This is a genomic window from Microbacterium sp. Soil_N32 (assembly GCF_057655505.1).
In genome coordinates this window covers 808,437-820,638 of the sequence record NZ_JBDGME010000019.1, presented here as the reverse complement: position 1 = coordinate 820,638, position 12,202 = coordinate 808,437, and the positions used below count along the sequence as shown (strand labels likewise).

The window sequence follows — 12,202 nt, the reverse complement described above, 5'->3', positions numbered from 1 at the left end:
CGGGGTGCGCGACGACAGCGGTCAGCTCCGTGCGTTCTGCAGCAGAGCCGTGAGTTCCTGGAGTTCGGAGATGAGGCGGCGACGGTGCTCGTCATCACGGATGCCCGAGAGGCGGGCGACGTCGAGCGCGACCGTCGCGAGCTCGGCGCGGAGTCCTTCGCCGCGCTCGGTGAGCTGCACCGTCACGACCCGCTCGTCGGTGATGCTGCGCGACCGGGTGACCAGCTCGGCCTGTTCGAGGCGGCGCACCAGGGGTGACAGGGTGCCGGAGTCGAGCTGCATCGCGTCGCCGAGAGACCCGATGGTCTGCTCGCCCTCGTGCCAGAGGATCGCGAGCACGAGGTACTGCGGGTACGTCAGCCCCCAGGGCGCCAGCAGCGTGCGGTACGCCTGGGTGGTTGCGCGCGCGGCGGAGTAGAGCGAGAAGCACACCATCTCATCGGTCACGGGCATGATGAAGAGTCTTGCACGCTATTCAATTGTGCACAACTCAATATGTCCGCCGATCCGGCTCAGCGCCGCAGCTCGGCGCTGAGCCAGCGGGCGTACTGGTGCCAGGGTTCGCCACCGCGGCGCAGGCTCGCCACGTGGACGTCGAGTGGGGCCGCGAAGGTGAACCACTCGCCGCCCTCCCGCAGGTCGGCGAACTCGCGGTGCCGCGACTGCTCGAGAGCACGATCGCCGCGCTCGAACGCGAGCAGCTCGTCATGGCGGATGCTCGCGAGCCGCTGCCGCGGGCGCCGGCTCGTGCCGATCTTCACTCGACGGTCGTACCGCAGGTAGTAGACGACATCGATGCGGGGCAGCGGGAGGTCGTCGTCGGGAACGTCGCCGAACCGCCACGCGCACAGGGCGCACGACAGCGCACCGGTGCGTGTGCGGACTCCCGCCGTGTGTCCGCACAGTGCGCACGGACCGGGGAGGGGGAGCGGCGACGACATGGTGGGGATGCTACGCCGGGCCGCCGACACGACCGCCGGTACACCTTCCGCGTCCGCGGGCGCAAGGGGACACACTTCGGCCCGCGCGTATGGAAGATTCACCCCATGACCTGCCTGAGGACCACTGCATGACCGCCGTCGAGCCGGCCCCCGCGACGGCATCCATCCCGATCCTGACCCAGGAGCCGTTCCCGGACACCCCGGGGAGTCCCGCGCCGGAATGGTTCAAGACCGCCGTGTTCTACGAGGTGCTCGTGCGCTCGTTCAACGACAGCAACGGCGACGGGTCGGGCGACTTCCGCGGGCTCATCGAGAAGCTCGACTACCTGCACTGGCTGGGGGTCGACTGCCTGTGGGTGCCCCCGTTCTTCCCGTCTCCGCTGCGCGACGGCGGATACGACGTCGCCGACTACACCGGCATCCAGCCCGACCTCGGCACGACCGCCGACTTCAAGGAGTTCCTCGACGAGGCGCACGCGCGCGACATGCGCGTGATCATCGACTTCGTCATGAACCACACCAGCGACGAGCATCCGTGGTTCCAGGCGAGCCGGAGCGACCCCGAGGGGCCGTACGGCGACTTCTACGTGTGGAGCGACACGGACGAGCTCTACGAGGACGCCCGGATCATCTTCGTCGACACCGAGCCCAGCAACTGGACCTGGGATCCGGTGCGCCAGCAGTACTTCTGGCACCGCTTCTTCGCCCACCAGCCCGACCTCAACTTCGACAACCCGAAGGTGCAGGAGGCGATGCTCGACGCCATGCGGTTCTGGCTCGACATGGGCCTCGACGGCTTCCGCCTCGACGCCGTGCCGTATCTGTTCGAGCGGTCGGGCACGAACGGCGAGAACCTGCCCGAGACGCACGAGTTCCTCAAAGTGGTGCGCCGCATGGTCGACAAGGAGTATCCCGGTCGCGTGCTGCTCGCCGAGGCGAACCAGTGGCCCGCCGACGTGGTCGACTACTTCGGCGACCCCGAGGTCGGCGGCGACGAGTGCCACATGTGCTTCCACTTCCCGGTCATGCCGCGCATCTTCATGGCCGTCCGGCGGGAGTCGCGCTACCCGATCAGCGAAATCCTCGCGGACACCCCGCCGATTCCCTCCGGGTGCCAGTGGGGCATCTTCCTGCGCAACCACGACGAGCTCACGCTCGAGATGGTCACCGACGAGGACCGCGACTACATGTGGAGCGAGTACGCGCAGGATCCGCGCATGAAGGCGAACATCGGCATCCGCCGGCGCCTCGCGCCCCTGCTCGACAACGACGTCGACCGCATCGAGCTGTTCACCGCCCTGCTGCTGTCGCTGCCCGGATCGCCGGTGCTGTATTACGGCGACGAGATCGGCATGGGGGACAACATCTGGCTGGGCGACCGCGACGGTGTCCGCACCCCGATGCAGTGGACGTCCGACCGGAACGCGGGCTTCTCGAGCGCGAACCCCGGCAAGCTCACCCTGCCGCTCGTGCAGGATCCCGTGTACGGGTACCTCTCGGTCAACGTCGAGGCGCAGCAGGAGGACCGCTCGTCGCTGCTGCACTGGACGCGCCTCATGATCCAGGCGCGCAAGAAGCACCCGGCGTTCGGCCTCGGCAGCTTCAACGACCTCGGCGGGTCGAACCCCGCTGTGCTGTCGTACACGCGGGAGCACACGAACGACGACGGCACCGTCGACGTGATCCTGTGCGTGAACAACCTCTCGCAGTTCCCGCAGCCGGTCGAGCTCGACCTGCGGCGCTTCGAGGGCATGGTGCCGGTCGAGCTCGTGGGCGGCGTGCCCTTCCCGCGGGTGGGGGAGCTGCCGTACTTGTTGACCCTCGGCGGCCACGGATTCTTCTGGTTCCAACTGCAGGCGCCGGCGGAGGACGCGATCGAGAGGGGGATGCTGTGAACCTCGTCGAGAACGCGATCCTCGAGGACTATCTCGTCCGCACGCGGTGGTTCGGTGGCAAGAGCCGGCCCTTCCACGTGCCGTCCGTGCGCCGTATCGCCGATCTGTCGGCCGCCGACGGGCGCGTGCAGGCGATCGTCTTCCTCGTGACCGTCGAGTACGACGACGACGAGGGCGGGCGCGAGACCTATCAGGTGCCGCTGGCGTCGTACGACGAGCCGCAGGAGGCGATCTCGCACGCCGCGATCGGCTCCATCGAGGACGAGGGGCGCGTGCGCCACCTCTACGACGCCGTGCACGACCGCTATGCCATGGCGCTGTGGCTCGACGGGCTCGTCGCAGCCGAGTCGTCGGAGACGGACGAGCGCGGGGGGCTGCGCTTCCGCCGCGTACCGGGGACCGAGTCGCTCGACCCCGAACTGCGCTCGTCGCCGCTGTCGGGGGAGCAGTCGAACTCGTCGGTGCGCTTCGACGACACGGCGATCATGAAGGTTTTCCGCAAGGTGACCCCTGGGCTGAATCCCGACATCGAGATCCATCGCGAACTCACCCGCGCGGGTGCCGAGCACATCGCCGTCCTGTACGGCTGGGTCGAGGCCGATGTCGACGGTGAGGTCGTGCAGCTCGCGATGGTGCAGGAGTTCCTGCGAACGGCGACCGACGGATTCGATCTCGCCACCGGCAGTGTGCGCACGCTGCTGGCCGACCCGGAGCAGAGCATCGAAGGATCAGGCGGCGACTTCGCCGGCGAGGCCGCGCGGCTCGGCACCGCGGTCGCCGAGGTGCACGCCACCTTGCGCGAGAGCTTCCCCGTCGACCGGCGGGGGCCGCGCGCGGCGGCGTCGCTCGCGCGCACGATGGTCGACCGGCTCGAGCACGCCCTCGGCGTGGTACCCGAGCTGGCGCCGCACGCCGACCGCCTGCGGGCCGCGTACGCCGGGGTCGCTCAACTGCCCGGTCTCGACGTGCAGCGCGTGCACGGTGATCTGCACCTCGGGCAGACGCTGCGCACCGCCCACGGTTGGCGCATCGTCGACTTCGAGGGCGAGCCCGGTCGGCCGTTCGCGGAGCGCGCGCTGCCCGACTCGCCCTGGCGCGACGTCGCCGGCATGCTGCGGTCGTTCGACTATGTCCCCGGCGTGGTCGAGATGGCGCAGGCGTCGTCGGCTGAGCCCGTCAAGGATGCGGAAGACGACCTGCGTATTCAGCGCGGTCGCGAGTGGGCCGAGAGGGCGCGGGAATGCTTCCTCGACGCGTACGTCGAGGCCCTGCGGGGCGCCGATGACGAGGACCCGGAGGTCGTCGACGACCGCGCCGTGTCCCTGAGCGAGGGGGAGCGCACCCTCTTGAACGCGTACGTCGCGGACAAGGCGGTCTACGAAGCCGTCTACGAGAAGCGCAATCGCCCCGGGTGGGTGTCCATCCCCCTGCAGGCGATCGGCGAGATCTGACAGCCGGGCCCCGGTCCGAGCGACCGGGGCCCCGCTCAGGCCGGCCGGAGCACGGCGAGGACGTTCCTCGCGGGATCGCGGAACCAGGCGATGTCGGGTCCCCGTCCCGGTCCGCCGCGCAGAATCCCCCGGTCATCGGTCGGGAACTCGGCATCGGAGTAGATCTTCGTCTCGACACCTCTCGCGCGGAGCTCGTCGACCGCGCCGTCGATGTCGTCGACCGGGAAGTTCAAGATCGTGAAGCCCGCCGGAGAGTGATCGGGCTTCTCGTACACGAGGACCTTCGCGTCGTCACCGAGCAGGATTTCGAGGAACCCCATGGCGTTCGTCGAGACGTCCATGCCGAGCACGTCTCGGTAGAAGGATCGGGCGGCATCGATCGAGTCGACGCTGAAACCGCTGAAGGCGTGTGCCGTCTGGAATGCGCTCATGCGCTCAGCATGCGCGCGCCGCCGCGGGTTTGTCGAGACCGTCGCCATGGTGCATCGGTGTATTCTCGCGACGACCGGCAGGTGCTCCGTCGGCGGCTCGCCCGGTGTCACCGACCCGGAAGGGGCAAACCGCATCCGCGTCGGCTCCGAACTGTGCACGGGCCATGCGCGTGCGAAGGGCGCCAGGGAGCGATGGAGGGGTGGATATGAACGGGTTCTTTCAGCGAACCGTCGGGCTTGCGGTGATCGTGGTGGTCTTGATCGCCGCCGGTCTGCTGTGGTGGGGTGTCGCAGCGACGAACCCCCCGGCCCTGTGGGAGCCGGCCCGGATCACCCTCGCCGGTGTCTGGCAGGTGCTCTACAGCAGCGATCTGCCGAACCTGGGCGTGATGGCGACCGCGCTCGCCATCGCGCTGTTCTTCGCGCTGCTGGTGGCGGTGAGCGAACGCGTGGTCGCGGCGCGCTACCGCCGCGCGACGCCCGAGAAGGTCCGGCTCACGCTCGCGCCGCGCGCGGTGATGGCGCGGACCCGCGGCGTCTACGCCGGCGAAGTGACGGTGACCGTGCTGATCCCGGCTCACAACGAAGAAGCGTCGCTGCCGAAGACGCTGGCCTCGCTCCGCAACCAGCACCAGCTCCCCACACGCATCGTCGTCGTTGCCGACAACTGCACCGACCGTACGGTCGATGTTGCGCGCGCGCACGGGGCGGACGTCTACGAGACCGTCGGCAACACGCACAAGAAGGGCGGGGCGCTCAACCAGGCGCTGCGCGATCTGCTCCCCACGCTCGGTGACAACGACACCGTGATGGTGATGGATGCGGACAGCCAGATCGGTGCCGGGTTCCTCGCGGAGGCCATGCGCCGCTTCACCGGCGACCGTGCGCTCATGGCCGTCGGCGGCCTGTTCGAGGGGGAGCAGGGGCACGGTCTTCTCGGACAGTTCCAGCGCAACGAGTACACCCGGTACCAGCGCGAGATCCGGCGGCGGGACGGGCGCGTGTTCGTTCTCACGGGCACCGCATCGGTGTTTCGCGCCTCCGCTCTCCGGGCGGTGGCCGCCGCGCGCGGCGCGCAGCTGCCCGGCACACCGGGCGAGGTCTACGACACGTTCGCGTTGACCGAGGACAACGAGCTCACGATCGCGATCAAATCCCTGGGCGGTCTCACCATCTCGCCGGCCGCCTGCACCGTGGTCACCGAGCTGATGCCGACGTGGCGGATGCTGTGGGCTCAACGGCTGCGCTGGCAGCGCGGAGCGTTGGAGAACCTCGGCTCCTACGGCGTCACGCCGCAGACTCTCCGGTACTGGTCGCAGCAGATCGGCATCGGCTACGGAGTGGTGGCCCTCTTCTCCTACTTCGCGCTGATCCTGCTCATGATCCTCGCCATGGACACCTGGGTGTGGTTCCCCTTCTGGCTGGGCATCGGTGTTCTCTTCGCCGTCGAACGCACGGTGACCGTCTGGCGCGGTGGATGGCGGGCCCGAATCGTGGCGATGCTCGTGTTCCCGGAACTCGTCTTCGACTGCTTCCTGAACCTCGCGTTCCTCAAGGGCGTGTTCGAGATCGCTTTCGGACGCCGAGCGACGTGGAAACACGTCGAGCACCGCGTCGCGAAGGAGGCACGGGCATGAATCCGGTGCACGCAGGCATCCTCCTCCCGGCGGAGATCCTCTCGTCGGACTGGTTCAGCGTCCTCGCGACGTTCGTCGCGATCAACACCGTCGTCTACCTCGTGCTCGGCATGATCAAGATCTTGCCGCGGTTCCGATTCCGGCGTCGGCACCGCGGCGCCAGTCGACGCTCAGAGACGCGGAGCATCCACCCCGATGCTCCCGTGTAGGGCCTCGATCAACGCATCGATGTCTTCCGCAGGGGTGGGAACGCCCAGGTGGAATCCCTGGGCGATGTCGGCGCCGAGCCCGATCGCCAGGTCCACATGCGACGGCTCCGATATGCCCTCGACGAGCACCAGCGCCCCGGCACCCCGTGCGGCCGCGAGCAGCGGGCCCAGTCGGCGACGGGCCGCAGGCTCGTCGGATGCGGCCCAGAACAGGGCGCGGTCGATCTTCACCACGTCTGGCCGCAGCTGCGCGATACGCGATTCATCCGCGCATCCGGCACCCGCGTCGTCGACGAGGAGGTTGCCTCCGAGGGCGGTCACGCGCGCCCGCACCTCGGCGAGGTCGGCGGTGGTCGCCCCTTCGTACAGCTCGAGTCCCCATACGCGATCCCAGTTCGAGAGCAGGTCGTGGAGTTCGGGACGGAGGATCGTGGTGCCCGAGGCGTTCAGCGTCACAGCGGCGGCTGTCGGCAGTGTACGAGCGGCGCTGATCGCAAGCGCGATGAGGCGGAGCTCCAGCTCTTCGCGCTCGCCGCATGCCGATGCGCGGTCGAGGTGCACGGGGGGAGGCGCATCGTCGTGGAAGCGCGCGAGTGCCTCGAACCCGACGATGCGCCACTCGTGCAGATCGACCATGGGTTGGAACACTACCCGTGCGGGCGCGCCATCGGAGGCGGCGTCTTCGCGCGCGGGGGAGGTCATTGGTTCACTGTAACTCCGGCGGAGTCCGCGACACGCACGCGCACCTCAGAAGATGAACTTGTCCCCCAAATGGGGGACAAGTTCATCGATTCTCTGCTAACGTGTCATTCCGAGCTTGGGAACCGGATCGACATCGGGGAGTGTCGTCGATCCGGTTGCTGAACATCACCCTTCCCCCAGTGGTGTGACCCACGTGACGACACGGTTCGGGGGAACCGTGTCGTCCAGAACGTTCGAGGAACCGAGGCCGCATACCGCCGTCTCGTGCCGCGCAGACAGTCGGACGTCCCGCAACACACGTCTGCGATGGTGAGGAAGGGGAGAGACGCATGGTTATCCAGGGGATCCATGTCGCCGACGCAGAGGAGCTGCGCTGGCTGCGCGTGGGGTGGCTCACGCGCGTCCGCGAACGCACCTCGACCTACTCGGTCGTCACCGCGAGCCTGTTCCTGCTCTTCGGCGTGCTCGGCGTCATCGAGATCTTCGAGACCGACATCACGCCGTGGGAGCAGATCCTCTCCGGAGGCACGGCGCTGATCTGCCTCGGGCTCTTCGCTCTCGTCGCTCTCTTCGGTGTGGAGCTCCCGCACTGGGTGGGGCTGGCCCTCGTCGTCGCCCACGCGCTCGTCTCGGTGTACTACCTGGGCTTCTCCGATGAGCGGCAGAACGCCGTCGCGGCGCTGCAGGAGCTGCCGCTCATGGCGATGTTCTTCTCCTGGTTCTACGGCGCCAAGGTGGCCCGCGCCGGCGAGCTCGCCATCGTCGTCGTCCTCGGGGTGGCGGCGGCCCTCGGCCCGTTCACGGGGCCCGGGGCGCTCCTGGGTCCCGCCAACCTCATCGGCGCGGCGTTCTTCACCTGGTTGTGCCTCGAGGCCGGCCTGTTCGTGCGGCACAGGATCCGGCTCGAGTCGCATTCCGACCCACTCACCGGCGCACTCAACCGCCGCGGTTTCGTGGCCAAGGCCGAACTCGAGATGCGTCGCGCGGCCCGCCACGGTCGGCCGCTGAGCATCGTGGTGCTCGACCTCGACAAATTCAAGTCCGTCAACGACGAGGCGGGGCACGCCGCCGGGGACTACGTGCTCCGTTCCCTGACGGCGCAGTGGATGTCGCTCTCCCGGCAGACCGACATCGTCGGACGGCTCGGAGGAGACGAGTTCGCGATGCTGCTGCCCGAGACCGACGAGCACGAGGCCCGCGCGGTGATGGCGCGGCTCCGTCAGTACGCCAGCCATCCGTGGTCGTGGGGCGTCGCCGAGATCCACCCGGATGACACCCTGGAGAGCGCCCTGAATCGCGCCGACCGCGCGATGTACGCCGGCAAGCTCGGCTGAGCGCAGCGGGCGGCCGATGACGGCAACGACGTCGCTCAGGCGCCGGGCTCGGAGGCGATCCACTGCGGGAACGGGTCGTCGAAGCGCGACCACGCTCGTGGTCCGGCCTCCAGCTCGACGTCGGTGAGAGTGGCGGCGTCGAGAGCCGCTCTGAGCGCTTCATGGTCGAGGTCGATGCCGATGAACGCGATCTCCTGTCCGACCGAGAGCGGGGTGGTACCCGCCGCGTCGCGCGCGAGCGGGTCCAGCGAGATCATCTGGCCGACGTGCTCCCAACTCCCCACTATCCCAGGGCGCGTTGCCAGTCGACAGAATCCGGCGGATCGGAGGATCGCCCCGTACGTGCCGTTCCCGAGTCGCGTTTCGAGCAGCCGCTCGAGCCGACCGGGGTGGAATGGTCGGAACTGTTCGTAGCGGAGCGCGCTGACCCGGATGTCCGTCATGTGCGGGTCGTGTTCCGAATTCAAGACGCTCACCCACCCCGGCTGGTGCGTGAGTTGCGACCACGACGTCGGCGGCGCGTCCGCGGCTGACCCATCGAGGCGGATCCGGGCTCCCGGGGCGAGGTGGCTGAGCGCTGCGAGGAGGATCGAGAGGTCGCGCGTGTCGAGGTCGACCCACTCCGTGACCAGAAGTGCGCTCGCATGCTCGATGTGCTGGACCATCCGCAGAGCGCGGGCGACGTAGAGGGTCGGTGCGGTGCCGTCGACCGCGAAGTACTCGTCCTCGAGGATGTCGTCGAAGAACCGAGAGGCCTCCACGACACAGATCACTTCGCTCAAGGACACCTCCGGTTCGTCATCGATCTCCGCGATGGCCGACTCCACGGCTACCTCGCAGGAGAGATCGGCCACGATGCGAGTCCCGGCCTCGCGAGCGGTGCGCTGAACCCACGGCTCGACGTTCGCTGTCCTGGGGACGGGCACGCACGTTCTGCGTCGCTCCTCCGCGATCCGCGCTGCTGCCGCTCGTCTACTACGGGCCCGGTAGCCGGTTACCAGGGTGATCTCGGTCGTGTCCATGGTTCTCATTTCCCTGCAGGCGCTCGATCGCCTAGATTGAAAATGATAACCGTTATCAATAGGAGGAATCCATGAAGGTGCGTGCATCTCTCAAATCATTGAAGAACCAGCCGGGAGCCCAGGTGGTCCGACGCCGGGGCCGCGTCTTCGTCATCAACAAGCTCAACCCGCGGTTCAAGGGCCGCCAGGGCTGACTCGGCGTCCCCAGGCCCGAGGCGCGAGAGACATCATCAGGGAGTGCCCGCGGGCAGAGGTGCCGGGGCCCGTCTTCGACGGCCACCTGCCGCCGATCGCAACGAGAAAAGCCGCCTGGGTTCAGGCGGCTTTTCTCGTACGTGGTGGGTTGTACGCAGAAGGTGTTTTGCCGCGTGGTTCCGGGGGAGTTGGCGCGTCCCCACAGCGTCAATCCTCTGCAGCCTCAGCCGTAATCCTCTCGTTCGCAACGTCGCGACCTTCGATAGGCGCATGTGAAGACCCAGGGTTTGCTCACTTGCACCCGGGCGGTCGCGTGAGCCGTCGGGATTGGCGGGTGGTCGTGCCGCACCTGTTACGGAGGAAGCCGACCGGCCTCAGCATCCGACCCGACGGCGGTCTCGCTGCTAGGGTCGGTAGTTCTGCCCGACAGCCATGCCGAACGTCCGCGCCCTACACCGAAGCTCCCCATGACTGCCATACTGCACGTTTCGTCCCGTCTGCCCCGCCGAGGATCCAGAGCGGCGGTGGCCGCAGTCGTCGGGCTCGCAGCTCTCGCTCTCTCGCTCCTTCCCCTAACGCCAGCGGTTGCCGCGGGGCCTGCCGATGACCTCGAGCACACACTGGCCGAGCGCGTCGGCGACGTCGTCGGCACTGCCGCCACGGGCGCAGCCGTCGTGGTGACTCAGGGGGACCGACAGCTCCTGGCCATCACGGACGGGTACTCAGACGCGAAACTCACCGAGCCGTTCACTCTTCAGACGCGCACGCCGGTCGCATCCGTGTCGAAGATGGTCACGGCGCTCAGCGCCATCACACTGGACGCGGAGGGCGTCATCGATCTTTCCGCGGATCTTCGTCGCGCGGACGGCGTCGATCTCGTCGACGAGCGTGCCGAGGGTGACCGTGCGCCGGTGACCGGCTGGAACATCCTCACCCATCACGCTGGTCTTGCAGAGTCGATCCTGCTCTTCCCCGACGCCTCCGGTGTCACAGAAGATCAACCGCTCGCGGCCTGGGTGAGCGAGCACCCGCCCGTATTGAGGTACGCCTCTTCGGGTATGCACTATTCGGCGCTGCAGGGACACACCCTCCTCGGGTCGGTGATGGAGTCCGCGACCGGCCAGACCTTCGACGACATCGTCACGCAGACCGTATTCGCACGCGTCGGCGCAGACACCGCGTCCTACCGCGAGGGTCCAGCTGATGCGGAACTCAGCGCACCGACCGCTGACGGGTGGACTCCGACGCCGTGGCCGTTCGCGCCCGAGCGCCCCGCATCCGCGTTGGTGTGGAGCGCGAACGATGCCGAGGCGGTCCTCCGCGCGCTGTCGCCGGAATCCGACGCGCTCGCCTCTGATGTGCGGGCCGCAGCGTTGTCGACGGCCGTCATTCCGGCGCACGGAGGCACGGGGCACACTGGCGTGTTCTTCGACGAGGTGCGGGATGGCGTGCGCGTGTTGGAGCACACCGGTGCGAACGGTGTGGCTCGAATCGCCTACATGCCGGATGCTGACATCGGCGTGTACGTGTCGACTACCTCGGAGCAGGCCGCGGCGGGAGAGATGACGGATGCCGTCATCGACGACGTCGCTCGCTGGGTCTCGGAGAACGGCTTCGCTGGGCAGCCCATTGAGACGCCTCGCGAGCCGGTCCAGCCGTCGTGGGTTCCCGATGCATCGTCCGCGGATCCGTCGGGGCTGTTCGCGGAGCGGCTGTTCCTCGACCAGCCCTTCGAGCGGGGCCTCCGCGCGCTCCTCGGACAGGTCGCGGTCAGCCTCGACGGGGACGTGTTGCGCATCGGCGGACGCGAGTACACAGCGGACTCGACGAACCGGTGGTGTTCACCGGACGGGTGCGTCACAGCCGTTCGCACCGAGGCCGGCGCGGTGCAGCTTCTCCGCGGTGACCGGGGGATGCTTGAGCAGACCCTCGATCCCGTCCCGTGGTGGCGTGACGCCAGCCTCGTCCTCGTCTCCTTGGCCAGTATCCCGGTGCTTGGAGCTGTCGTCCTCGGTGCCGGCATCCGTGCGGCGGTTCGCGGTCGCAGGGGAGAGGAGAACGCCTCCGCACCCTCGCGGCTGTTGGCCGGCATCTGGGCGGGGCTCGCCGCCCTCGCTGCAGTAGGCTCTGTCGCCCTGCCGCTTCTACCGCTGCTCGACGCGCAGACCTTCGCGCCCTTCGCGCCGAACTCGCCGGCGCTGATCTTCGTCTCGGCGCTCGTCGTCGTCGCTGCGTCCGCAGGATTCCTCTGGGTAGTCTCCGCTGGCCGTGCCTGGCGCAAACGGCGCGTTGTCGGCCGGATCATCACGATTGTTGGCGCCGTGCTCGGTGTCGTCGCCACTTTCACACTCGTCGACTGGACCCTCATTCCCGCTGGGGCGTAAG

12 protein-coding genes are annotated in these 12,202 nt (G+C 68.3%); 7 read left to right on the top strand and 5 right to left on the bottom strand.

What is annotated here, in order from left to right; translation table 11 throughout:
* Positions 1-21 precede the first annotated feature (21 nt).
* Together AC3A3J_RS12170 and AC3A3J_RS12165 are read right to left on the bottom strand one after the other, a co-directional pair.
* Positions 22-453: a MarR family winged helix-turn-helix transcriptional regulator gene (locus tag AC3A3J_RS12170; RefSeq protein WP_487672516.1), complete on the bottom strand. Its 432-nt coding sequence runs from the start codon at positions 451-453 to the stop codon at positions 22-24.
* Between the two features lie 59 nt (positions 454-512).
* A complete protein-coding gene (locus tag AC3A3J_RS12165; RefSeq protein ID WP_487672515.1) occupies positions 513-941 on the bottom strand; it encodes a GIY-YIG nuclease family protein in 429 nt (142 codons plus the stop codon).
* Positions 942-1,069: 128 nt separating this feature from the next.
* On the opposite strand from AC3A3J_RS12165, the gene treS reads away from it, so the two are divergent.
* Both treS and AC3A3J_RS12155 read left to right on the top strand, forming a co-directional pair.
* The gene (treS, locus tag AC3A3J_RS12160) at positions 1,070-2,836 is read left to right on the top strand and encodes a maltose alpha-D-glucosyltransferase (RefSeq protein WP_487672514.1); all 1,767 of its coding nucleotides are present in this window, start codon (positions 1,070-1,072) and stop codon (positions 2,834-2,836) included.
* Positions 2,833-4,287 (top strand): maltokinase N-terminal cap-like domain-containing protein, encoded by a 1,455-nt coding sequence (locus tag AC3A3J_RS12155; RefSeq protein ID WP_487672513.1) that lies wholly within the window; start codon positions 2,833-2,835, stop codon positions 4,285-4,287. Before treS ends, AC3A3J_RS12155 begins: the two co-directional genes overlap by 4 nt.
* A gap of 35 nt (positions 4,288-4,322) precedes the next feature.
* Here AC3A3J_RS12155 and AC3A3J_RS12150 read toward each other — a convergent pair whose 3' ends face one another.
* A complete protein-coding gene (locus tag AC3A3J_RS12150; RefSeq protein WP_487672512.1) occupies positions 4,323-4,718 on the bottom strand; it encodes a VOC family protein in 396 nt (131 codons plus the stop codon).
* 206 nt (positions 4,719-4,924) lie between these two features.
* Here AC3A3J_RS12150 and AC3A3J_RS12145 point away from each other — a divergent pair, with 206 nt between their 5' ends.
* Positions 4,925-6,355 carry a glycosyltransferase family 2 protein gene (locus tag AC3A3J_RS12145; RefSeq protein WP_487672511.1) on the top strand — a complete coding sequence of 477 codons (1,431 nt, stop codon included), beginning with the start codon at positions 4,925-4,927 and terminating at the stop codon, positions 6,353-6,355.
* On the top strand, positions 6,352-6,564 hold the full coding sequence (locus tag AC3A3J_RS12140; RefSeq protein ID WP_487672510.1) for a hypothetical protein: 213 nt from the start codon (positions 6,352-6,354) through the stop codon (positions 6,562-6,564). The genes AC3A3J_RS12145 and AC3A3J_RS12140 overlap by 4 nt, the downstream gene beginning before the upstream one ends.
* On the opposite strand, the gene AC3A3J_RS12135 is transcribed toward AC3A3J_RS12140, so the two are convergent.
* Complete coding sequence (locus AC3A3J_RS12135; protein WP_487672509.1) at positions 6,526-7,266, bottom strand: EAL domain-containing protein; 741 nt, start codon at positions 7,264-7,266, stop codon at positions 6,526-6,528. The genes AC3A3J_RS12140 and AC3A3J_RS12135 overlap by 39 nt on opposite strands.
* 329 nt (positions 7,267-7,595) lie before the next feature.
* Here AC3A3J_RS12135 and AC3A3J_RS12130 point away from each other — a divergent pair, with 329 nt between their 5' ends.
* Complete coding sequence (locus AC3A3J_RS12130) at positions 7,596-8,600, top strand: GGDEF domain-containing protein (protein ID WP_487672508.1); 1,005 nt, start codon at positions 7,596-7,598, stop codon at positions 8,598-8,600.
* Positions 8,601-8,635: 35 nt separating this feature from the next.
* Here the strand turns inward: AC3A3J_RS12130 and AC3A3J_RS12125 are convergent, their stop codons facing one another.
* Positions 8,636-9,454, bottom strand: coding sequence for a GTP-binding protein (locus AC3A3J_RS12125; protein ID WP_487672507.1), 819 nt, complete (start codon positions 9,452-9,454; stop codon positions 8,636-8,638).
* Between the two features lie 239 nt (positions 9,455-9,693).
* Between AC3A3J_RS12125 and ykgO the strand changes: the two genes are divergently transcribed.
* Entirely contained in the window at positions 9,694-9,816 is a 123-nt protein-coding gene (ykgO, locus tag AC3A3J_RS12120; RefSeq protein WP_036311902.1) for a type B 50S ribosomal protein L36, read from the top strand.
* 525 nt (positions 9,817-10,341) lie between these two features.
* Positions 10,342-12,201, top strand: coding sequence for a serine hydrolase domain-containing protein (locus AC3A3J_RS12115; protein ID WP_487672506.1), 1,860 nt, complete (start codon positions 10,342-10,344; stop codon positions 12,199-12,201).
* The last annotated feature ends 1 nt before the right edge of the window (position 12,202 follow it).